Annotated in this window: 22 protein-coding genes; 17 read left to right on the top strand and 5 right to left on the bottom strand. The window is 34.7% G+C overall.

The features are described 5' to 3' along the window. The first annotated feature begins 4 nt into the window (after positions 1 to 4). From V7P73_RS09680 to V7P73_RS09650, 7 genes are all read left to right on the top strand, one after another. On the top strand, positions 5 to 469 hold the full coding sequence (locus V7P73_RS09680) for a heme-binding domain-containing protein (RefSeq protein ID WP_333853070.1): 465 nt from the start codon (positions 5 to 7) through the stop codon (positions 467 to 469). A 71-nt stretch (positions 470 to 540) separates the two neighbouring features. Further along, positions 541 to 3,048: a cation-translocating P-type ATPase gene (locus V7P73_RS09675; protein WP_333853068.1), complete on the top strand. Its 2,508-nt coding sequence runs from the start codon at positions 541 to 543 to the stop codon at positions 3,046 to 3,048. A gap of 41 nt (positions 3,049 to 3,089) precedes the next feature. Next, positions 3,090 to 3,488: a hypothetical protein gene (locus V7P73_RS09670; RefSeq protein WP_333853066.1), complete on the top strand. Its 399-nt coding sequence runs from the start codon at positions 3,090 to 3,092 to the stop codon at positions 3,486 to 3,488. A 61-nt stretch (positions 3,489 to 3,549) separates the two neighbouring features. Next, positions 3,550 to 3,996, top strand: coding sequence for a thioredoxin family protein (locus tag V7P73_RS09665; RefSeq protein WP_291884581.1), 447 nt, complete (start codon positions 3,550 to 3,552; stop codon positions 3,994 to 3,996). A 6-nt stretch (positions 3,997 to 4,002) separates the two neighbouring features. Beyond that, positions 4,003 to 4,929, top strand: a complete 927-nt coding sequence (locus V7P73_RS09660; protein ID WP_333853063.1) for an FAD:protein FMN transferase — start codon at positions 4,003 to 4,005, stop codon at positions 4,927 to 4,929. Positions 4,930 to 4,969: 40 nt separating this feature from the next. Beyond that, positions 4,970 to 5,197 carry a DUF4266 domain-containing protein gene (locus V7P73_RS09655; protein ID WP_333853061.1) on the top strand — a complete coding sequence of 76 codons (228 nt, stop codon included), beginning with the start codon at positions 4,970 to 4,972 and terminating at the stop codon, positions 5,195 to 5,197. Between the two features lie 24 nt (positions 5,198 to 5,221). Then, on the top strand, positions 5,222 to 6,412 hold the full coding sequence (locus V7P73_RS09650; RefSeq protein ID WP_333853059.1) for a DUF3570 domain-containing protein: 1,191 nt from the start codon (positions 5,222 to 5,224) through the stop codon (positions 6,410 to 6,412). A gap of 226 nt (positions 6,413 to 6,638) precedes the next feature. On the opposite strand, the gene V7P73_RS09645 is transcribed toward V7P73_RS09650, so the two are convergent. Continuing rightward, positions 6,639 to 6,902, bottom strand: coding sequence for a Crp/Fnr family transcriptional regulator (locus V7P73_RS09645; protein ID WP_322924732.1), 264 nt, complete (start codon positions 6,900 to 6,902; stop codon positions 6,639 to 6,641). 349 nt (positions 6,903 to 7,251) lie between these two features. Between V7P73_RS09645 and V7P73_RS09640 the strand changes: the two genes are divergently transcribed. The 7 genes from V7P73_RS09640 (at position 7,252) to V7P73_RS09610 (ending at position 13,163) form a co-directional block, all read left to right on the top strand. Continuing rightward, positions 7,252 to 8,295, top strand: coding sequence for a PDDEXK nuclease domain-containing protein (locus tag V7P73_RS09640; protein WP_333853055.1), 1,044 nt, complete (start codon positions 7,252 to 7,254; stop codon positions 8,293 to 8,295). Positions 8,296 to 8,726: 431 nt separating this feature from the next. Continuing rightward, a complete protein-coding gene (locus V7P73_RS09635; RefSeq protein ID WP_322924938.1) occupies positions 8,727 to 8,885 on the top strand; it encodes a hypothetical protein in 159 nt (52 codons plus the stop codon). A 19-nt stretch (positions 8,886 to 8,904) separates the two neighbouring features. Continuing rightward, positions 8,905 to 10,518 (top strand): recombinase family protein, encoded by a 1,614-nt coding sequence (locus tag V7P73_RS09630; RefSeq protein WP_333853052.1) that lies wholly within the window; start codon positions 8,905 to 8,907, stop codon positions 10,516 to 10,518. A gap of 280 nt (positions 10,519 to 10,798) precedes the next feature. Next, positions 10,799 to 10,969, top strand: coding sequence for a lmo0937 family membrane protein (locus V7P73_RS09625; RefSeq protein WP_333853050.1), 171 nt, complete (start codon positions 10,799 to 10,801; stop codon positions 10,967 to 10,969). A 191-nt stretch (positions 10,970 to 11,160) separates the two neighbouring features. Continuing rightward, complete coding sequence (locus tag V7P73_RS09620) at positions 11,161 to 11,499, top strand: SDR family NAD(P)-dependent oxidoreductase (protein WP_333853048.1); 339 nt, start codon at positions 11,161 to 11,163, stop codon at positions 11,497 to 11,499. Next, positions 11,460 to 12,155, top strand: coding sequence for an SDR family NAD(P)-dependent oxidoreductase (locus tag V7P73_RS09615; RefSeq protein WP_333853046.1), 696 nt, complete (start codon positions 11,460 to 11,462; stop codon positions 12,153 to 12,155). The genes V7P73_RS09620 and V7P73_RS09615 overlap by 40 nt, the downstream gene beginning before the upstream one ends. 18 nt (positions 12,156 to 12,173) lie before the next feature. Beyond that, positions 12,174 to 13,163: an aldo/keto reductase gene (locus tag V7P73_RS09610; RefSeq protein ID WP_333853044.1), complete on the top strand. Its 990-nt coding sequence runs from the start codon at positions 12,174 to 12,176 to the stop codon at positions 13,161 to 13,163. 359 nt (positions 13,164 to 13,522) lie between these two features. Here the strand turns inward: V7P73_RS09610 and V7P73_RS09605 are convergent, their stop codons facing one another. Then, entirely contained in the window at positions 13,523 to 16,600 is a 3,078-nt protein-coding gene (locus V7P73_RS09605) for a DNA polymerase III subunit alpha (protein ID WP_333853042.1), read from the bottom strand. Between the two features lie 13 nt (positions 16,601 to 16,613). Further along, positions 16,614 to 17,756, bottom strand: a complete 1,143-nt coding sequence (gene dinB / locus V7P73_RS09600; RefSeq protein ID WP_333853041.1) for a DNA polymerase IV — start codon at positions 17,754 to 17,756, stop codon at positions 16,614 to 16,616. 61 nt (positions 17,757 to 17,817) lie between these two features. Between dinB and V7P73_RS09595 the strand changes: the two genes are divergently transcribed. Both V7P73_RS09595 and V7P73_RS09590 read left to right on the top strand, forming a co-directional pair. Continuing rightward, entirely contained in the window at positions 17,818 to 18,594 is a 777-nt protein-coding gene (locus V7P73_RS09595) for an XRE family transcriptional regulator (protein ID WP_333853040.1), read from the top strand. Positions 18,595 to 18,702: 108 nt separating this feature from the next. After that, positions 18,703 to 19,311 carry an alpha-ketoglutarate-dependent dioxygenase AlkB family protein gene (locus V7P73_RS09590; protein ID WP_333853039.1) on the top strand — a complete coding sequence of 203 codons (609 nt, stop codon included), beginning with the start codon at positions 18,703 to 18,705 and terminating at the stop codon, positions 19,309 to 19,311. Between the two features lie 323 nt (positions 19,312 to 19,634). Here V7P73_RS09590 and V7P73_RS13975 read toward each other — a convergent pair whose 3' ends face one another. Both V7P73_RS13975 and V7P73_RS09585 read right to left on the bottom strand, forming a co-directional pair. Then, positions 19,635 to 19,865 (bottom strand): DUF2867 domain-containing protein, encoded by a 231-nt coding sequence (locus V7P73_RS13975; RefSeq protein ID WP_442896968.1) that lies wholly within the window; start codon positions 19,863 to 19,865, stop codon positions 19,635 to 19,637. A 122-nt stretch (positions 19,866 to 19,987) separates the two neighbouring features. Continuing rightward, positions 19,988 to 20,332 (bottom strand): DUF2867 domain-containing protein, encoded by a 345-nt coding sequence (locus tag V7P73_RS09585; RefSeq protein ID WP_333853038.1) that lies wholly within the window; start codon positions 20,330 to 20,332, stop codon positions 19,988 to 19,990. Between the two features lie 120 nt (positions 20,333 to 20,452). Here V7P73_RS09585 and V7P73_RS09580 point away from each other — a divergent pair, with 120 nt between their 5' ends. Beyond that, on the top strand, positions 20,453 to 21,877 hold the full coding sequence (locus tag V7P73_RS09580; RefSeq protein ID WP_333853036.1) for an OmpA family protein: 1,425 nt from the start codon (positions 20,453 to 20,455) through the stop codon (positions 21,875 to 21,877). Positions 21,878 to 22,167: the final 290 nt, after the last annotated feature.

The raw sequence follows: 22,167 nt of genomic DNA, 5'->3' as shown, positions 1-22,167 counted from the left end.
AATTATGAAAACATCATCTTTAATAAAAATAGGAGCAGGCTTTATAGTTCTGTTTCTCATCGTTATCCAGCTTTTTGATACTGATAAAAATATATCAGCCACTCCTTCTGAAAATGCAATTGAAAAACATTATCAGGTGTCATTCCACGTACAGGGCTTATTAAAAACAAGCTGTTACGATTGTCATTCTAATAATACGGCATATCCCTGGTATAGTAATATACAGCCGGTAAAATGGTGGTTGGCAGATCACGTCAATTCAGGGAAGAGGCATTTGAATTTTGATGAATTTAATACCTATACTAAAGAAAAAAAATTGAAGAAATTAGATGAAATTGTCGAAACCGTTAAAGAGGAAGAAATGCCGCTTAGCTCGTATACAATAATCCATCATAATGCAAAATTATCTTCTACGGATAAATCGGAAATAGAAAAATGGGTGGTTCAGGTTAAAAAGGAGATCAATTAAGGATTAAAATCATCAATATTATTCTGTTATGACAAAAACATTCAGTAATTTTAATACTACATCCATTTCACATGAATTATAATATCCCTGAAAATCTCAAAGGTCTTACAGAAGCGGAAGTGGAAGCTTCCCGAAAAAAATACGGATATAACCGGCTGGAAGCGGTTAAAAAAGAAACATGGGCAGATATGCTTATTGATATTCTGAAAGAACCCATGCTTATTTTATTGATATGTGTTTCACTTATCTATGTAATCATAGGTGACTATGGTGAGGCTTTATTTATGTTGGTTGCGATAATAGGAGTTACGGCTATCTCTTTCTATCAGGATAACCGAAGTAAAAAGGCCCTGGAAGAACTTGAAAAATTGAACGAGCCTTTAAGTACGGTCATAAGAAATTCAAAGATTATTAAAATACCCACTTTTGAAATTGCTGTGGGAGATGTTTGTATTACCGAAGAAGGAAATCTGATCAATGCAGATGGTACCATTGTACATAGCAATGATTTTTCCGTTAATCAGTCTTCACTTACTGGGGAGAGCTTTTCTGTTTTTAAAGACAGCAAATCAGAAGATAATAAAGTATATAGCGGAACAATTACTGTTTCCGGACTTGCAGTTTTTGAGGTAGAACAAATAGGAAAAGAAACCAAAGTAGGAAAAATAGGGCAGTCTATACTGGGGATAAAAGAAGAAATATCTCCTTTACAGCTTCAGATCCGGAATTTTGTAAAAGGCATGGCTATTATTGGGTTGATAATTTTTTTGGCGGTATGTATTTTCAGCTATATTAAAACAGAAGACTTTGTGACCAGCTTATTAAGTGGTTTGACTTTGGCGATGTCTGTACTTCCTGAGGAAATTCCTGTGGCTTTTACCACCTTTATGGCTTTGGGAGCCTGGAAGCTGATGCGGGAAGGAATTATTATCAAACGAAGCAGTATTGTCGAAACGTTGGGAAGTGTTACAGTGATATGTACAGATAAAACGGGAACAATTACCGAAAACTCAATGCAGCTAAAGCATCTTTATGATTATAAGTCTGATACGATTTATGAACAGGAGAATTTCAAGACAAAAGAGCTGGATGAACTTATTGATTATGCGATGTGGAGCAGTGAGCCAGTTCCGTTTGATCCGATGGAAATAACCTTACATAAGGTGTATGAGCAGACTCAGGATTCTGACGACAGAAAAAATTATCAGTTATTTCATGAATATCCTTTGGAAGGAAAACCTCCTATGATGACCCATCTTTTTGAAAATGAACAAAAAGAGAGAATTATTGCGGCAAAAGGTGCTCCTGAAGCAATTCTTACTGTTTCTGAACTTTCAGAAGAGGAAAAGAATAAAATCAGAAATATTGTAAAAGAATTTGGTGAAAAGGGATATCGGGTTCTTGGAGTTGCCAAATCTCATTTCGAAGGAAATAATTTCCCTGAAAACCAGCAGGATTTTAGTTTTGAATTTTTAGGACTGACCGCATTTTATGATCCTCCAAAAAAAGAAATAAAAGAAGTTCTTCAGCATATTTATAATGCAGGCATTAAGGTAAAGGTAATTACAGGGGATAATGCGGATACCACAAAGGCCATTGCATTGCAGGCCGGGATTATCAATAATGCTCCTGCAGTTAATGGGAGTGACATCACCGCAAGTTCAGAAGATGATTTAATGAAGCTTTCTGAAAAAACGACTCTGTTTACAAGAATGTTTCCTGAAGCAAAGCTTGAAGTGGTGAATGCGCTGAAAGCACAGGGTAACGTAGTGGCCATGTTGGGAGATGGAGTGAACGACGGACCTGCATTAAAAGCTGCCCATATAGGAGTCGCAATGGGAAATAAAGGAACCGAAATTGCCAAATCAGCAGCAGCACTCGTCATTACGAATGATGATCTTGAAAAGCTGGTAGTGGGAATTGCTGCGGGTAGGAGAATTTATGCCAATATCAAAAAAGCTGTTCAGTATATTATTTCTATTCATATTCCCATTATCCTTACAGTTTCTTTGCCTTTATTCCTGGGATGGGTATTTCCTCACATATTTACCCCCGTTCATGTTATTTTTCTTGAACTGGTAATGGGACCTACCTGTTCTATTGTATATGAAAATGAGCCTATTGAAAAAGATGCAATGCAAAGGCCTCCAAGAGTGCTTACAGATACATTTCTGAACTGGGGAGAGCTTATGGTAAGTATTATTCAGGGACTGGTTATCACAGCAGGAATACTATGGATATATCAATATTCTGTTCACCTGGGGAATGATGAGCCTACAACAAGAGCTTGGGTGTTCAGTACTTTGATATTTGCGAATATTTTACTGAGTTTGGTAAATCGATCTTTCCATTACAGTATTTTTGAAAGTTTTAAAAATCGCAATTATTTATTAGTAGGGGTTTCCGCGTTGGTTCTTGTATTATTGTTTGTTATTCTATATGTGAAGCCGGTATCAGGATTCTTTAGTGTAGCGCCTCTTACAGTAAAAGAATTAGGATTAACATTCCTTACTGCTGCAGTTTCTGTGCTTTGGTTTGAGATTTATAAGCTTCTAAAAAGGCTTTTGGAAAGGAAATAAAAAATAATGATTCCTAGTAAAATATTTTATAATTTTGATTTGTGAAAAAATTGATTTCCATACTGTTATTGTCACTGTATTTAATTTCAACAACTGAAGTATATCAGCTGTTGAAAATTCCGACTTTGATAGAACATTATTGGGAACACAAAAAGTTGAATTCGGAAATGTCTCTTACAGCGTTTCTGAAAACCCATTATGAAAATCCCGTTAAAGATGGAGATTATGGTAAAGATCAGAAACTGCCGTTTGTAATTCATTCTGCACCATTAACTTTGATATTCACGATTCACCCAGGCTTTCATTTTGAAGCAAAGGCTGAAAGTTTCAGACCATTACAATCTCATAAAATTCCTTCAAAAGATGAAGATTTTTGTTACAAAGGATTTACAGGATCGGTCTGGGAACCACCGAAATCTTTGTCCATATCATCTATTTAATTTGATTGATCTACAATCAAACAACATCATTATTCTCTAAAATCATTATAAAAATTAAATAATGAAAACACTATTTTCAGCCATATTAATGGTTGTATTCGCTGTTGGCATTCAAGCGCAGAGTCGTTGGGAAAGTGCCAAAAAACTGGCGTCTCAAAATAAAGAACTTATTTTACTGAACTTTTCAGGTTCAGATTGGTGTATTCCATGCATCAAGCTTCATAAAAATATCATTGAAACCGATGAATTTAAAAAGCTGGAAACAGAAAATATCGCTGTTTACATCAATGCAGATTTTCCAAGAAACAAAAAGAATCAGCTTTCTCCGGAATTGAAAAAAGAAAATGCATCGCTTGCTGATCAATATAATCCGAAAGGACTTTTTCCTTACACCCTTTTATTGAATTCGGAGGGAAAGGTTTTGAAAAGCTGGGAGGGACTTCCATCTGAAAATGCTTTAGCTTTCACCAAAGAAGTACGGAACATTAAAGAAAATCAAAATAAATAAGATCATATGTTGAGAGAGTTCAAAAGACCTCAGAAATTAATGGGGAACGCTTTTGAAATTACCGTTGTAAGTGACAATGAAAATTTGGCTAATCAGCATATTGATGCAGCTATTGACGAAATTCGGAGGATTGAAAGACTTTTAACTACTTTCAACGACGAAAGCCAAACCCATCTTATCAATAAAAATGCAGGCATAAAGCCTGTGAACGTAGATGGGGAAATCTTTGGTTTATTTGAAAGAAGTTTGAGAATCAGTAAAATTACAGACGGATATTTTGATATTTCTTACGGTGGAATCGACAAAAGCTTCTGGAATTTTGACCGGCAGATGCAACAGCTTCCTGATCCTGAACTGATCAAAAAACATCTGAAACTGGTTAATTATCATAACATCATTCTTGATCATCACAATCAGACAGTTTTCCTGAAAGAAAGAGGAATGAGAATAGGTTTTGGGGGAATTGGGAAAGGTTATGCAGCGGAGATGGCAAAAAGACTTCTTCAGAATAGAGATGTAGAATCAGGAATTGTAAATGCATCAGGTGATTTAACAGCCTGGGGAAATCAGGCAGACGGAAAGCCATGGACGGTTGGAATTGCTGATCCTGATAACGCCGGAAAACCATTTTCTTACCTGAATATTACTGATATGGCGGTAGCAACATCTGGGAATTACGAAAAATTTGTGATCATCAACGGTAAAAAATATTCTCATACCATTAATCCAAAAACAGGGATGCCTGTTTCGGGGGTGAAAAGTGTTACCATCTTTTGTCCTAATGCAGAAATTGCTGATGCAATGGCAACTCCTGTAAGCATTATGGGAATTGATGCGTCACTTAATATGGTAAACCAGATCAATCATCTGGAATGTATCATTATTGATGATCAGGACAATATATATTCCTCTCAAAATATTAATTTAAAATGAAGTTAGATTTCATTTTATAACTAAAACAAATTCAATTCAAATGAAAAATTTTATAAAAATAATAATAACAGGCTTTTTTATTTTCCTGGTTGGTTCGATGCATTCTTGCACAACCGTAAAAGAATATGAAAAAAATAAACTTAATGATGCTGAAATGATTTTGGGAAACAGAACCATTGAAAAAACAGAACTCAGCTTTCAATCTTACAGAGAAGGTTCTTCGGGAGCCAATGCAGGTAAAGTAGGAGGCGGATGCGGTTGTAATTAAAGTAAAATTTAAGTGTGATTTAAAATGAAAAAAATTATAATAAGCATTTTCGCTCTTTTCGGAATTTTCAACGCAAAAGCACAGGAAAACTCAAATAATGAACAGCCTAAAAAGCTTAGTTTTGATGAAGCTAATTTGGTGTCCAGTTATTATAAGCAGGATGGAAATAACTCGGCGGTTACGGGCGGAATAGGAACAGAAAAATTAACTGACATTTCTAATACCATTGATGTAACAATGGTAAAATATGATAAAAAAGCCAGAAAAAATAAATTTAATTTCAGCGTGGGGATAGATCATTATACTTCCGCCTCTTCCGATATGATAGATTTAAAGGCCAATTCATCCGCTTCCCATGCAGACAATAGAATTTATCCTGCTCTTAGCTGGAGTCGGGAAAATGATACGAAGGGAACCACTTTAATGGCTGGAGTTTCGTTTTCGACTGAATTTGATTATCAGTCTTATGGCGCTAATATCGGCTTTTCGCAAAAAACAAAAAATAGAATGGGGGAGTTTACAGCGAAATTTCAGGCTTATCTCGATCAGGTAAAGCTGATTGCCCCGATTGAGCTTAGAACAAATGGAAGCACAGGAGGGGAACACGAAAACTACGGAACCAGCGGAAGAAATACTTTTGCACTGTCTCTGTCTTATTCACAAATCATTAACCAGAATTTTCAGGTTGAATTTTTGGCGGATGGAGTTCAGCAGACAGGATATTTAAGTTTGCCTTTCCATCGTGTCTATTTTGCGGACAATTCAGTTCATCAGGAAGCTTTGCCTGATAAACGATTTAAAATTCCTTTGGGGGTAAGAGCGAATTATTTCCTGGGGGATAAAGTTATTCTGAGAGCGTATTATCGTTATTATACCGACGATTGGTGGTTGAAGTCCAATACATTCAGCCTGGAAACACCGGTGAAAATTTCGCCTTTTGTTTCGGTAAGTCCGTTTTACAGATATTATTCTCAGACAGCAGCTAAATATTTTGCGCCTTATCAGCAGCATACTGCTTTTGATGACTTTTATACGAGTAATTACGACCTTTCGAAATTTGACAGTCACTTTTATGGAGCAGGAATCAGAATCAGTCCGAAGAATGGCTTATTTGGAGTGGAAAGACTGAATATGCTGGAAATCAGATATGGACATTATACAAAATCTGTGGGAATGAAATCAGATATTATTTCATTAAACCTGAGATTCAAATAAAATCTTTTTTCTGGTTATAATAATCAAGATTAAACTCCTATTAAAATGTGTATTGAAAAAGGCGTTACTTGAAACAAGTGGCACCTTTTGGCTATTTGTTACCTTGACTAGGCGATTGGGTAAAAAAATGTAAAGTAAAATCTATATAGTTACCAAATTTTATTTCAAAAACAGGGTAAATCTCTTTTCGTTGATGGCTTAAATAATACTAAAAGCAGATAGTATTTTAAAAATTGGCAATACGGACTAATTGTTCAATATTGATTAAACGAATTTTACGTCCTTCAATTTTGATTAGTTTTTCCTGCTTGAAATCATTGAGAATACGGGCTAATGTTTCTCTTGCAGTTCCCACCATATTGGCTAGATCAATTCGGGATAGTGTGATAAAAACATTTTCCTTGGACTCGTTAGATGTATATTTATCATGAAGGATCAATAAGCTGAGAGCGGCCCGTTCTCTAACGGTTCGATGTGATAATACAGCCATGAGGTTGGCCATGACACTAAACTCGTGACTAAGGGACTTTAGTAATAGTCTTGAAAAAACTGATGACTGATCAAGGATGTGTAAGAAATCCTTAGCTGCCTTTTTACCGGTTTATTATGGAAAATAGTTTACAGATTTAATAAATATAAATTTAGTTTCAGATAGTGAAAATCTTAATTATTAATGAAGTTGTAGGTAGTTTTTTTACTTTGTGTTTTTTTATCTTACAAAGCCAAGTACTGCCACATACTGCCAAATGCAGCAATTTTATTTTGATATCCTTAAAATGGCATATTTACCACCATATAATATCGATATTTAGTAAAGAAATAATTTTAAATTTGTAAGTATGAGTCAATTGTCATCACATCTTTTCATTTCAATAAAGCAGTTAATCGAAAATGCTAAAAGCAGTATTGTTCGAAATATCAATACGGCTATGTTATTGACTTATTTTGAAATAGGTAAGGTAATCATTGAGAATGAGCAGGATGGAAAGGACAGAGCAGAGTATGCAAAAGAAACCTTGAAAAATCTAAGTAAACAATTGACAAAAGAATTCGGCAGAGGCTATTCAGTGGATAATTTGCAGTGGATGAGAAAGTTTTATTTAATGTATCAAAATAGAATTTCTGAAAAATACGAAACAGCGTCTCGTAATTCTGCTGAGGCTGTAATTTATGAATCAGTGTCTCGTAATTCTTTTTTCTCATTATCGTGGTCTCACTACATTCAATTAATGAAGATCGAAAACTCAGATGAGAGAAATTTCTATGAAATAGAGGCGAGCCAGAATAACTGGAGTGTTAGAGAGCTTACAAGACAATTTAATTCAGCTATATATGAAAGGTTGGCATTAAGCAGGAACGAGAAAGATTTGAAGAAGTTAGCCCAGAAAGGACAGATCATAGAAAAGCCGACCGATGTTTTAAAAAGTCACTATGTTTTGGAATTCTTAGATCTAAAAGAAGATAATCGCTATTCCGAAAGTGATTTGGAAACTGGGATCATCAATAAATTAGAGCATTTTATGCTAGAATTAGGAAAGGGCTTTCTCTTTGAAGGGCGGCAACGAAGATTTACATTCGAAGGCGATAGTTTCTTTGTGGACTTAGTGTTTTACAATCGTTTATTGAAGTGCTTCGTGCTTTTTGATCTAAAAATTGGAAAGCTGACCCATCAGGATATTGGGCAAATGCAGATGTATGTCAATTATTATGACAGAAAAGTGAAGTTGGAAGAAGAGAACCCTACCATTGGAATTATTCTTTGCAAAGAAGAGAACAAAACAGTGATCGAGTTTACACTTCCAGAAAACAACAATACTATTTTTGCAAAAGAGTATAAGGAGATCCTTCCAAGTAAGGACGAACTTAAAAAGCAAATTGGATAATTGAGTTCATAAACCCTTGAATTCAAATTAAGGCAAAAAAGTGTCAATTTCATGCTCCGTCCCTACAAAATTTTACAAAGTATAATTAGATTTATACTGTATAATTTTAACATTCAACTGATTATTTGTATTTTAGTTGGATCTAAGAATGATGAATTTCTTCACAACAAATCTTGTTGCCGCTTTAAAAATAATAAACAAAATTATAAATTCTGTTGCTAATGCAGATTTACGGGAGGTAGTCTGTGCTAATGCATTTGTGTAGAATACTGCTTTCGGAAGCAGTATCTTTTGAGTCAACGTTAAAAGTCTGATAAAGTATAGTTTTTATGTTAAGATTAATTTGCACTTCTAAGCCAAGTGTTGCAGGTAAGTACCTCAATTAATTGCGATTAATTATGCCGGATATTTTTATTTAAAAGATATCGGTCATGGAAAGGAAACTTGAAATTAATATTAGCATTGATGAGATTATCAAAATTTTTAAAGAAGAGGAAAAAATTGAGCTAACTATAGCGGAAGCGGAACTGATTGTAGAATTTTTAAAAATGCTATCAACAATTACTATAAAGCGTTTTTTAGAACAATAATATTTTCTAAGATTTAAATATGAAAAAAGCCGATTTATATATCCGTGTGTCAACTGATGAGCAAGCAGATAAGGGATACTCACAAAGAGATCAGGAAGAGCGATTAAAACGGTACTGTGAAAACAATAACATTCATGTAGGTCAAATCATTTATGAAGATTACTCAGCCAAGACTTTTAACAGGCCGGAGTGGATTAAATTATTGGATACACTAAAGAAAAAAAGCTCGAAAACAAATCTGCTGCTTTTTACAAAATGGGATCGCTTCAGCAGGAACGCTGGTGATGCCTATCAAATGATTAATATACTTAGGAAAATTAACGTAGAGCCGCAGGCCATTGAGCAACCTTTAGATCTTTCAATTCCAGAAAATAAAATGATGTTGGCTATATATCTTGCTGCGCCAGAAGTCGAAAACGACAGGCGCGCTTTGAATACTTATTATGGAATGCGCCGTGCTAAAAAAGAAGGCAGATTAATGGGAAGGGCGCCTTACGGCTATGCTAACAAAATAACGGAGAACGGAAAGAAGTATATAACTCTGAAGGAACCAGAAGCTTCTAACATGAGATGGGCATTTAACGAAATGTCAAAAGGCGTATATTCAGCGAGTCAGATAATGGATATGATGAACAGAAAGGAAGGAAAATCAGTTAAGATAAGTGCTTTTCTAGCAACTTTACGCAATACGGCATATTGTGGGAAAATTTATGTGGAGCAATTCAATGAAGAGGAGGCCCATTTTGTTAAAAGTATTCATGAACCTCTGATCAGTGAAGAACTATTCGAAAAAGTTCAATGTATAATGGATGGAAATGTCAATCCAGCCAGACCCAACGTAAAAATATTGTCTGACGATCATTTACCGTTACGAGGTTTTCTAGTTTGTCCAGAATGTGGTCATTTGGTTACCGGTAGTGCATCTACGGGACGTTCGGGAAATAAATATTATTACTACCATTGCAAGTCTCCGTGTTCATACCGTTACAAATCTGAAATTCTAAATTCTAAATTTTTAGAGATATTGGAGTCATTGGAAATGCGTGCATCTATAAAAAATTATTTGAAAAAGATACTGAAACAAAATTTTGAAAAATTAATCAATAATCCCCAAAAAGAAAGAAAAGCAATTCTATTAGAAATAGATCGTTTAAACATCAGATTGAAACAGGCAAGAAATAAACTGATGGAGGAGGTAATTGATGATGAAGATTATTTTGAAATTAAAACCGAATGTAAAGGACAAATTGAGAAGCTCGAAGCTAAATTAACTAAAGGAAAAGATAACAAAAAAATAGATTTTTTAAAACTACTAGACCAAGCATTATCGAACTTGGCAGATCTTGCGAAAGTCTATACTGACGGTGATATTGAAGTGAAACGCAAAATAATTGGTTCGATATTCCCCCAAAAATTGCAATTTTCAAAAAATCATTATCGAACCACCCGACCTAATGTTTTACTCTCTTATATATACCAGATAAACAATGAGTTAGGGACTAAAAAAAACCGGAAAGAAAGTGAATTATCACCTCTTTCCGGTCTTGTACCCATAACGGCAGGTATATCGAAACATTTAGTTTTAAAGTTGGAAAGAATTGTAGAATTACATAATCATGCGATGTTACCTTGACGAGCGTCTATTCAAACTCTTTTGTCGATGATTTTTTAATTCGTTTGAGCGAAATTAAACAAGAATTAAAAAACTCATTTTTAGCAAATATTTTTATAACTCGTACTTATCGCAAATTTTTTTTGATTATTAAACTCTCCAATAGTTTTGTAGTTTAGGGTACTGTTAATTTTTTTTTTAATTGTACCAAACTTCGATAAAAACATAACATATAATTCAAGCTATAATTATTAAAGGAATACTTTATGTAATAGCATTGACAACATCAAAAATTAAACTTATGAAAAATTTACTTTGGTTAGTAGCTGTTATTTGTATAATAGCATGGATATTAGGAATGGCAGGTATTATTCCTGGAATGGATACAGGAGGTCTGATACACACCCTTTTGGTGATTGCAGTAATTGTAGTGCTATATAATATCATATCTGGACGAAAGCCATTAGATTAAACTTCTATGAGAGGAAAAATCTTACCAACTTAATAAGATTTGTCTACTGGTTATACAATAAAAAAGGGATGCAATTTCGTATCTCTTTTTTATTATATCATACCAAATAAATACTGTTATTTTTGTTTTAATGGTAATTTGGTGTGATAGTGGTTAACTCTTATATAATTACGAATCATCAATATCATATTATGGAAAAAAGAATAGACGAAAGAAGTCTTAAAGGAAAGACAGTTGTTATAACAGGAGCAAGTAGCGGAGTAGGAAGAGCTATTGCAGAAGCATTTGCCTTGGAGGGCTGTCAAATAGTCTTAGCAGCACGTGGTCAAGAGGCTTTAGAAGAAACACTTCGTTTGTGTGAAGATCTTGAAGCAAAAGCTATTGCTGTTTCAACAGATGTTTCTTTATACGAAGACGTTCAGCATTTGACACAAGAGAGGCTATCGATAATTTTGGACGAATTGATTTTTGGGTCAATAATGCTGGTGTTATGGCAAGCGGACGATTTGAAGAAATCCCAATGGATGTAAATGAACAGGTTATCAAGACAAATCTATTTGGATATATGCATGGCGCTTATAGTGTTTTGCCAATATTTAAAAAACAAGAAGAGGGCGTATTAATTAACAATGTATCAATAGGGGGATTTATGCCAGCTCCATACAGTGCTGTTTATTCTTCAACTAAATTTGGTATTCGTGGTATGATGGAATGTCTTCATGGTGAAATTTCGGATTTCCCACATATTCATATTGCAAATCTATATCCTCAGATACAGCGTTCAACAGGCAACATGCATTCCGCGAAATACTCCGGTCTTGATTTTAAAATTCCGCCATTTGCTTCAGATCCAAGAGATACTGCATCAAAGATACTGCAGTTAGCCAAACATCCTCAAAAAGATTTATTTCCAGATTTTAAATCCAAAGCATTGGTTACACTTTATAAAACATTTCCCAAAATTATTATCAATACAGCTTCTGCAGGAATGCGGCTGATGATGAAAAGCAATGAGTCTTCAGGAGATGAAGGTAATGTTTTAAGACCATCGGGTTATCCTCATCGAATTTATGGTGATACAATTTTACCAGTGCCATCTAAAAAAACAAAAACAGCTTTTTTAGCAGGATTGGGAGTTTCTCTTTTATTTATGGTTTTGAGAACCAATATGAGAAAGGATATATAAATATAATAAGTTATAATAATGAGTCAAAATATTTTACAAGAAAAACATCAATTGGGGATAGGCGGTGTCGCTATTGGAACTGCTTTTAATGATATATCTGATGAGCAATCTTTTGAAATTCTAAAAACAGCTTGGAATTCTGGAATACGATACTTTGATACTTCTCCTTGGTATGGTTTGACAAAAAGTGAAAGAAGATTTGGAGATTTCCTTGCAGATAAAAAAAGATCTGATTTTGTATTTTCAACCAAAGTTGGACGTCTATTTAATGAAGTTTTACCTTCAGAAGTGCCACCAACAATGTGGAAGAAACCATTGAATTTTGATTTTAAGCATGATTATACAGGAGATGGGGTTAAACGATCAATCGAAGAGAGCTTACGAAGAACAGGACTTGAATTAATTGATATTATTTACATTCATGATTTGTCAGAAGATCAGGTAGGAGATAGATATCCTTATTTTCTTAAACAAGCACGACAAGGTGCTTTTAAGGTACTTTCGGAACTTAGAGATCAAGGCGTTATCAAAGCTTGGGGTATGGGTGTCAATAAAATTGAACCTATTCTCGATTGTATAGATTCCGCTGACCCAGATATATGTCTTTCTGCAACCCAATATTCAATTCTTGAACATGAAGATGCGGTAGACAGATTACTTCCGGCAGTAAAAAAAGCAGGCGTAAAACTTGTATCGGGGGCGGGGTATAACTCAGGATTTGTAACAGGTCGAGACCGTTATAATTATAAAGATGTTATACCGAAAGGGATGATAGAAAAACGAGACAGAATTAATGAAATAGCACAGGACTATGGTATTTCGATTATTGATGCTGCGCTTCATTTTATCCTTTCAGCAAATGAGTTTGTATCAATAATTCCTGGGGTAGGTAATTCCAAACAAGTGCTAAGTAATATAGAGTCATTCAGTACTCAAATCCCTAAAGACTTTTGGTATGAGCTTAAAAGTGAAGGTTTAATCTATAAAAATGCTGAAACTCCCTATTAATACATAAGTATGTAAGGTCAGATAATTATTGCTTTGTAAATCATCAGTAATAATAAAAATAGCATTTAATGGAGGTGGTTTAACTATTTTAATTTGTAATTGGAACGAAAATTCTTTTAAAGAGCAGTAATGAATGTTAACAAACAAATATGTAATCAAACAAAATAGAAAGGCAACGTAAAATCCAATTAAAATGGCAGCAATAAATATAATTGGATTGTGACTATATTTATAAAATAATAAGTAAATGTTTTATTTTAATATAGTTTTTAATTTAATTATTTGGTTATAAAAGATAAATATTTTTTAAAAATCGTTTAATAATCAGTGTATTTTAAATTACTTAGGAATCATTGTTCTTATATCTTCATTTGTTGTCTTGGAAGTCCAATCTCATACTCCTGGGGATAAGGTTGTCTGAAAGTTATGCTAACATCCTCACGGAGACTTCGTTCCATTTCTTTCGATTTTTCCTCGTCCATAGAGTATCTTGGATCCGCAATGAGAGGCATCTTAGCCATCTTGGTAATGGTAATGGTGGGGAAGTGATAATCCACTTCTACGGTTCCCAATAAAAGGTAGATGCCCCCTTCCTTGAAAGGAAATTGTTTTAGACTGTCCGGAAAATGAGCGGTGTCAAAATATTCACCTTCTGCATCAATCCAAGTTCCAAAATACATATCATCCTTTTTACCGGGATGATTTTTCATTTTGATAGGCACGTGTTTTCTGGAAATTAAATAGGCCAGCATTTTTACCTGCTTCTTATGGTATTTCAGAAGATCCTTAACCAACACATCGCCTCTGTATTTAGTCTTTAATAAATCAAAAATAGAATAGGAGACAGGGAATCCCAATATTTCAATTTCATCAAAGGCATCTTCAAAAGGATTTCTATCAATAACAGGCAGTTCATAATCTTTTTGGGGTTCTTCAAATAGGGATATACTCTTAGTTTTATATTGATTCTTTGATAAAAGAAATCTTGCTTCAATCAAGAGTTCATGTTTCTGCTTTCCTGTGAATCTGAAAGCACCAACAAAAATCAAGATTTGCAGGGTTTCAATACCAATTTGAACTCTTTTGACAAAATCTTCCAATGATTTATAATCGCCGTTTTCTTTTCTTTCTTCGTGAATAAAAAGTTTAAGAGAAGCTTCTAATCTTTCAATATGCATCAATCCCAAATAGACATCAGTTCCATAAACTGTTGTATGATATTCACTCAGGTTGACACAAGGATTATAAATCACAGCTCCGGCCATTTTAGCTTCGTGGACATACACTTCAGTACGATAAAACCCTCCGCCATTATTAATAGCGGATACCATAAATTCAATGGGGTAGTAGGCTTTGAGATACAGACTCTGATAACTTTCTACTGCATAAGATGCGGAATGTGCTTTACAAAATGAATAGCCGGCAAAAGATTCAATCTGTCGATAGACTTCTTGTGATAATTGCTCCGGATGTCCTTTTCTTTTGCAAGACTCAAAGAAATCATCTTGTAATTGTTGTAAAGCAGAAAGAGAGCGTCCTTTACCACTCATTGCTCTCCGTAGTACATCACCATTAGCAGCAGAAACACCGCCAAAGTGCATGGCAATTTTAATCACATCTTCCTGATAAACCATAATCCCATAGGTTTCACCCAGTTCTTTTTCAAATACATGGTGAAAATATTCAAACTGACCGGGATGGTTATGACGGAATATATACTCCCGCATCATACCGCTTTGAGCCACCCCAGGACGAATAATAGATGATGCAGCAACCAAAACTTTGTAATTGTCACATTTAAGTCTTCTCAAAAGTCCACGCATAGCTGGCGATTCAATATAAAAACAGCCTATAGTCTTTCCAATACTCAGCATCTCATTGCACAGGGTTTCATCTTTAGAAATGCTGGTATCCTCAATATCTATGACAATTCCTCTTTTCTCTTCAATCAGGTTAACTGTATCTTTAATGGTGCCCAATCCTCTTTGTGATAAAATATCAAATTTTTCCAAACCGATATCTTCTGCCGTATGCATATCAAACTGTACAATGGGGAATTCTTTTGGAGGAAACTCTAAGGCTGAATAATTAGTAATTGGTTCTTCAGAAATCAGAATACCACAAGAGTGCATACTTCTTTGATTTGGAAAACCTACCAATAGCTGTTCATATTTATAAATCTGCTGCACTACAGAATTCTGGTCGTGCTGATCTTTCGGTTTTTTGGAGAGCAGATCTAATTCATCTTTCGGTAATCCAAATACTTTTCCCAATTCTCTGAATCTTGATCTCTTTTTGAACTCCACATTCGTTCCACAAAAGGCTACGTGATCCTTACCATATTTTTTGAAAATATATTTTAAAATAGTATCTCTATTTTTCCAGCTCCAGTCAATGTCAAAATCGGGAGGAGACTTACGGTTAAGATTGAGAAAACGCTCAAAATACAAGTCCAATTCTAATGGGCATATATTAGTAATCCCCATACAATAAGCAATAATGCTGTTCGCTCCGCTTCCTCTGCCCACGTGCATAAAGCCCACACTTTTACTATATTGAATAATATCCCAAGTGATTAAAAAATAACCGCAAAAGTTCAGTTGATCGATCACCGTCAGTTCTTTTTCAACTCTTTCAACAGCTTGTTTGTTATTATCAGGATATCTGCGAACTAAACCTTCATAGGCAAGCCGTGATAACAATCTAAAATCATTTTCCTTGCTGTCGGTATAATGTTTTTTATTCTTTGGAGTTTTAAATTCAAAATCAAAACTGCACTCATTTACTATATACTTGGTATTCTCAATGATTTCAGGGTAATGTTCGAATTGATTCAACAGTTTTTTCTTACCGACAAATGACTCATTTTTTCTGCAATAATCTTGTTCATTCAGTTTGGTAAAAATAGTATTACTGTCAATCGCTCGTAATACTTTATGAAGCTCATATTCTTCCTCGCTTTTAAAGGTTACCGGATGAAGAATGATCATTTTAGATATTAAGGATTTGAGTTCAGGATTAATCAATAGATTGAGTTCTTCCTGTCGGATCCCAATAAATTCGTGTTCCAATAAGATTTCCGGTCTATTCTGTAAAGTATAGATCACAAAACAATTGTCTATTGGAGGATTCACTTTGGGCATTTTTATACCCTCACAATTATAATCAGTCAGCAGTTTATTAACCTCTGCGATACCTTTAGGGTTCTTCGCTAAGCAGATATAATACTGTATATTTTCAACACGGACATCAACGCCAACAATTGGTTTGATATCATTTTCCTGACACAATTTATAAAACTGATAAATTCCTGTCACCGTATTAATATCGGTCAACGCCAGAACTTTTAGCTTATAGTCCACAGCCAGCTGAACCAAATCTTCAACAGAAATAGTTCCATAACGTAAGCTATGATAAGTATGGCAGTTAAGAAACATAAAAAACAATTTATTAATTTAAAAAACCTGAAGCTCTTCCCACACTTTTTGTTCCGAACCGGTTTTTGATTTTATCAAGCGCATTATAGAGTGATATCAATTCTTCTGTATCTTCAAAAAGATCCATCTGATGATTACCGTGAACAAGACCTGTAAATTTGACCCCAATCAGGCGAATTCTCATCCTTCGGGTATAAACTTTTTTAAACAGCTCTAAAACATATTTTAGCAAGGTATGATCGGCTGAGGTATAAGGAATCTTACATTGTTTTGTTTCCGTATCAAAATTGGCGTATCGAATTCTTACTGATACCGTTGAGGTCAGCCATTTTTCATTTCTAAGCTGGTAACAAAGTTGTTCCACCATTCCTGAAAGAATGCTCCTGATATTTTGAACATCGATGGTGTCTTCAGCAAAAGTGGTTTCAGTCGAAATTGATTTTCGTTCTGAATATTGAATGACGGGATTGTTATCAATCCCGTTGGCTTTCTTCCAAAGTTCAATTCCATTTTTACCGATCAATTGCTGCAATACATCAACAGGCATTTTGGAAAGTGTTTCAATTTTTCTTACGCCTAACCTGGAAAGCAGTTCGAAAGTGACGTTCCCTACCATCGGAATCTTCTTAACTGATAACGGATTCAAAAAGGGTTGAATGTAGTCAGGCTTCACTTCAAATCTTCCGGTAGGTTTTGATTCACCGGTTCCAATTTTAGAGACTGTCTTATTCGTTGACAAAGCAAAACTGATGGGGAGTCCTGATTGTTTCGTTACATCTTCAGCAATTTCTGTGGTCCACTGATAACATCCGAAGAATTTATCCATTCCCGAAAGGTCTAGATAAAATTCATCTACACTAGCTTTCTCTAAGACAGGTACTTTTTCCTGAATAATTTCTGTTACCATATGTGACATATTGGAGTAATATTCCATATCACCTTTGATGACCTGGGCTTCTGGGCACAAACGTAAAGCCATCCGAATTGGCATAGCGGAACGCACACCAAATTTTCTGGCTTCATACGAGCAGGATGCCACGACACCACGATCTCCGCCACCTATGATGATTGGCTGATTCTGCAATACAGAGTCTCTTAACCTCTCACAGGAAACAAAGAATGTATCCAAATCCATATGTGCAATCGCTCGTTCCATTTGACAAAATTATTACGTTTTGTAGCAAAGTTTTGTATATTTGTTGCTATAAATTATAGCAATGTCAATTTTTTCAGAAAACATGCGGTATTTAAGAGGTAAGCTAAATCTTTCACAACAAAAGGTTGCTGATGATCTTTTAATTACCCGAGGCAGATATGGTAAGTATGAAGATGATGCCGCAGAGCCTCCTCTTGAGATTTTAATCAAAATCTCTAAATATTATAATATCAGTATCGACTTACTTTTGACAATCAATGTCAGCAAATTTTCTATTGATGAGATGATTGAACTTCCTGACAATAGAATTGTTTTGCCTATAAGGGTAGATCAAGATGGAAACAATGAAATTGAGATTATTCCACAAAAGGCTTCAATGGGATACCTGAACGGCTATGGAGATCCGGAATACATAGAAAGTCTGGAAATCATATCCTTACCCTTCTTGAAAGGAGGCAAGTTCAGGGCGTTTCCAGCGGATGGCGATTCAATGCCACCTTATAAGAACGGAACTTATATTGTGGGAAAGTATGTTGAAAACCTTTCTGACCTGAAAACAGACAGAACTTATGTTTTCATTACCGCTAATGATGGCATCAGTTACAAAAGGTTTCAGTTTCATGAAGCAGATGGTATATGGGTAAAGGCTGACAATCAGTTTTATGATCCTTATAAAATCCCATTACCTGAAATTAAAGAAATCTGGGAATTTGCTTGCAGCATTAATACCAAAGAATATGAACCTGATGAATTTGCGGAGCATCATATTCAAAACTTTATCACCCAGATTAAAACGGATATCAAACAGATCAAAGAGACAATTCGAGATAAAAATTGAATTTGAGTTATTAAAAAACTTCCCCGAAGGGAAGCTAAAAACACAAATGATGAAAAAATCCCGTGAAACGGGATAAAACAAAAGTAAATATTTCAAAAGAAAATTACAATGAGTCAGCTAAGTTTATTTGATGCAGAAGAATTTTATGAATTTCCAAAAGATTTATTGGAGTACAAAGAAAATTTTTTGAGTAGAGAAGAAGCTGATCTGTTGAAGGATTATCTGCTTCAGAATACGCCTTGGGAACAGCGTACTCAGAAAATGTATGACAAGACGGTCTTAACTCCGCGCCTGACCGCATGGTACGGAGATGCCCAATCTTATGAGTTAGAAGAAAATAATACAACCGAAAGAAATGGATGGACTCCTGAATTATATGCTCTAAAAGAAAGAGTAGAAAAAGAATTTGGATATCAGTTTAATGGAGTCTTGCTCAATTTATATCGGGACAATAATGATTCTGTTGCCTGGCACAGAGATAAGGAGAGCAGATATGGAAAACGACATGTTATTGCTCCAATAAGTCTTGGGCAGACAAGAAATTTTGATTTTAGAAAGAGAGACCATCACCAAAGCAGATACAGTTTGCCACTTCCCCATGGCGCATTGCTGATTATGAAAGGTGATCTTCAGGAACATTGGGAGCATAGAATTGCTAAATCTACGGTTCCAATGAAAGAACGAATTAATCTCACATTCAGGTTGATTAATCAATAGGTCTTCACTGATAAAAATGATGTTTTATTTTTTTGCAGCTTAATTTGGCAAAAAAGTTGTTGTAATTACAGTAGAAATCTAATTCATAGTTCAGTAGATTTTTAAAAGACAAACAGAAATGTTTTTCTAACTTTAAAATCCTTTTAATAGGAAGAGGAGAGTAGTAGCTCAAATTTGCTTCTCTCCTTTTTTATTTAATAAGTTACTAAAGCTCTACCTTTATACGTTGCTTAAAAAAGAAATAATTTTAATTATTAATCATTTCGTTTAAAAATGAGTATACATCCAGCTAATAGTAATGAATGTAGAACAAACCACAGTAGCTAAGAAAGAACTGCTGACAAAAGATATCCTTTAAAAGATTCGGATTCTACAAAAAGTACTGTCCCAATTAATGAAATGGGAAAAAGCATCATCAACATCAAAACAAATAATTTATTTTCATCAGCCAATTTTTTTAATCTTCCTTCAAATATGTAGCCGTGAAATGAAAGTACAGCATACCAATAAAGTCTTCCCCAAAGACCTAGCGGTCGGAACGTAGCTTCCTGTATTTAAATATTATCGACAATTTTAAATTCTAACCAAGCTTCGCCAGGCAGTTTCATTTCAGCAAATAAAAGTAATTTTTTTCCTCTCTACTGGCATATAGCACACGCCAAAAATCCAGAGCATCTCAAGCACTTAGCTTATCTTTATTTTTCCGTCCTCTCTTAGAACCCACACCTCCAAAGAGTTTGTCAATACTGCCTCTTAGACTCCATAATAAATTAGCATGATACCATCCATTTTTATCTCCAATTCCAAATATTCTGTTTAGGGTTTTTTGTTCATCATTAATTTTTATTGATTGTCTATCCTTAAATACACCCATTTTAGGGACTTCTAAAAACTTCCACACATCTTTAGAATAACGATAGTTGCCAAATGAATCATACCAAGTTGACAATACATCATTCTGCTCAATTTTGTCAAAACTAAGCTTTAAACTTTCTTCATAAGATAAAAGCTTAATATTCAAATCATCTGCTTTTTTGGTATGGTAATTGGATTGCAGACCGCACAGAATGTAAACAGCCTATTAATTCTAGACTATCAGGCTTTACTTATCTAATCAGAAATCAACGTAAATTTAAAAAATATGAAATCAAAATTAACAATTTTGTCCATGGCCTTGGTATGTCCGGCTATGATGTTTTCACAGGAAACGATGCAGACAACAAGTGCTGTGGAATCAACAACAATAACAACAAATCCATCTCCAACTTATAATAGCTGGTCTCTATCTTTTGGAGGAGGTGTTCCATTAATGCAAAATGCAGATTTAAAATCAATTCAAAATGGTAATACACTTGTAGGCTATTCTGCTTATTTCAGTATTGACAAAGCTTTGTCTCATGCATTTGGACTTAAATTGCAGTATGACCGTGGTGAAACAAGACAAGGTTATTTTAACACCAAGGATGCAGCGCCGGCTAATGCAGCTACAAATTTGCAAGTGGCAGGAAGAACACAGTACGATGCAATTTCCCTATTAGGTGATATCAATTTATCTAACTTATTAAGAAGAGTTGACAGAAAATCAGACTTTAGATGGGCGATTCATGGTTATGCGGGTGTGGGAGTTCTAGCTTACCGCGCTTATCAAAAGGATGAATTTGGTCAAAGACTGATGACGGAAAATAAACCATTCAAATTTAACTCATTGTTTGGGCAGGCTGGAGCTGGCTTAAAATATAAAATCAGCAATAGAGTAGATATCGAAGGAAGACTGATGTATGTGGTAACCGGGGACGATGCGTTTGATGGCGGTGGCAGCGATCAGTACAGTGCTGTTAACAGAATTAGTGCTAAAACTTCCGATAACTTTTTCAACGGAACATTGGGTCTGACTGTTCATCTTGGAAAGAATACCAGCAGTGTAATGTGGGTAGATCCTTTGAAAGATATTTACAATAAAATCGAAGAGCTTGAGACTAAAGTAGACAATATTCAGTTATGTAAGGCTGGAGATGCAGATAACGACGGTGTTTGCGATGATTGGGATAGACAATTAGACACGCCTGCAGGCGCTAGAGTAGACGGTGCTGGTGTTGCTCTGGACGTCGATATGGATGGTATTATAGACCTATATGACAAATGTGTAACAGTACCTGGATCTGTGGAGAATAATGGTTGTCCAATTAACAATACTGGAAACGGTGTAGTGTCAGCAGATGAAACAGTTATGAACGGTATTGAATTTGATCTTAACTCTGACAGAATTAAACCTAATAATACGCCGATCTTGAACAGCGCAATTAGCTATATCAATTCTAATAATGGTTCATATGAGGTAATTGGTGCAACTGATACGAGAGGCTCTGAAAGTTACAACCAAAATCTATCTGAGAGAAGAGCTAATAATGTTAAACAATTTTTAATTTCCAATGGCGCTAACTCTGCTAAATTGCAAGCTAAAGGAAATGGTAAATTGGATCTAAAATATCCAGAGTGCGATCCCGCTTCAAAATGCCCGGAGTGGAAAAATAAAGCTAATAGAAGAGTGTATTTTAAAGCAAAATAAAAATAATACTTCTAAATTGGGACTGTCATATATTATGGCAGTCTTTTTTTTTATCATTGAGATAATATTTCAACTCAATGAATGGAATATTTTTGTGATTTGCAGAAATTAAGAGGTTATTTATTTTTTTAAAAAAATTGTACATAAATCATAAAATGATATGGAAAAAAATAGTCATTTTTGTAATCTTAAATTTCAAGGAATTATAAGAACAGTCATCAGTCTCCCTTCGTCCTTTTGAAAATGAGATTGATGTGTTATTGGAGTAAATTTTCAGTAAATAATTTTTC

The sequence above is a fragment of the Epilithonimonas sp. genome (assembly GCF_036780765.1).
Taxonomy (GTDB): domain Bacteria; phylum Bacteroidota; class Bacteroidia; order Flavobacteriales; family Weeksellaceae; genus Epilithonimonas.
This window is presented reverse-complemented; position numbering and strand designations above follow the sequence as displayed.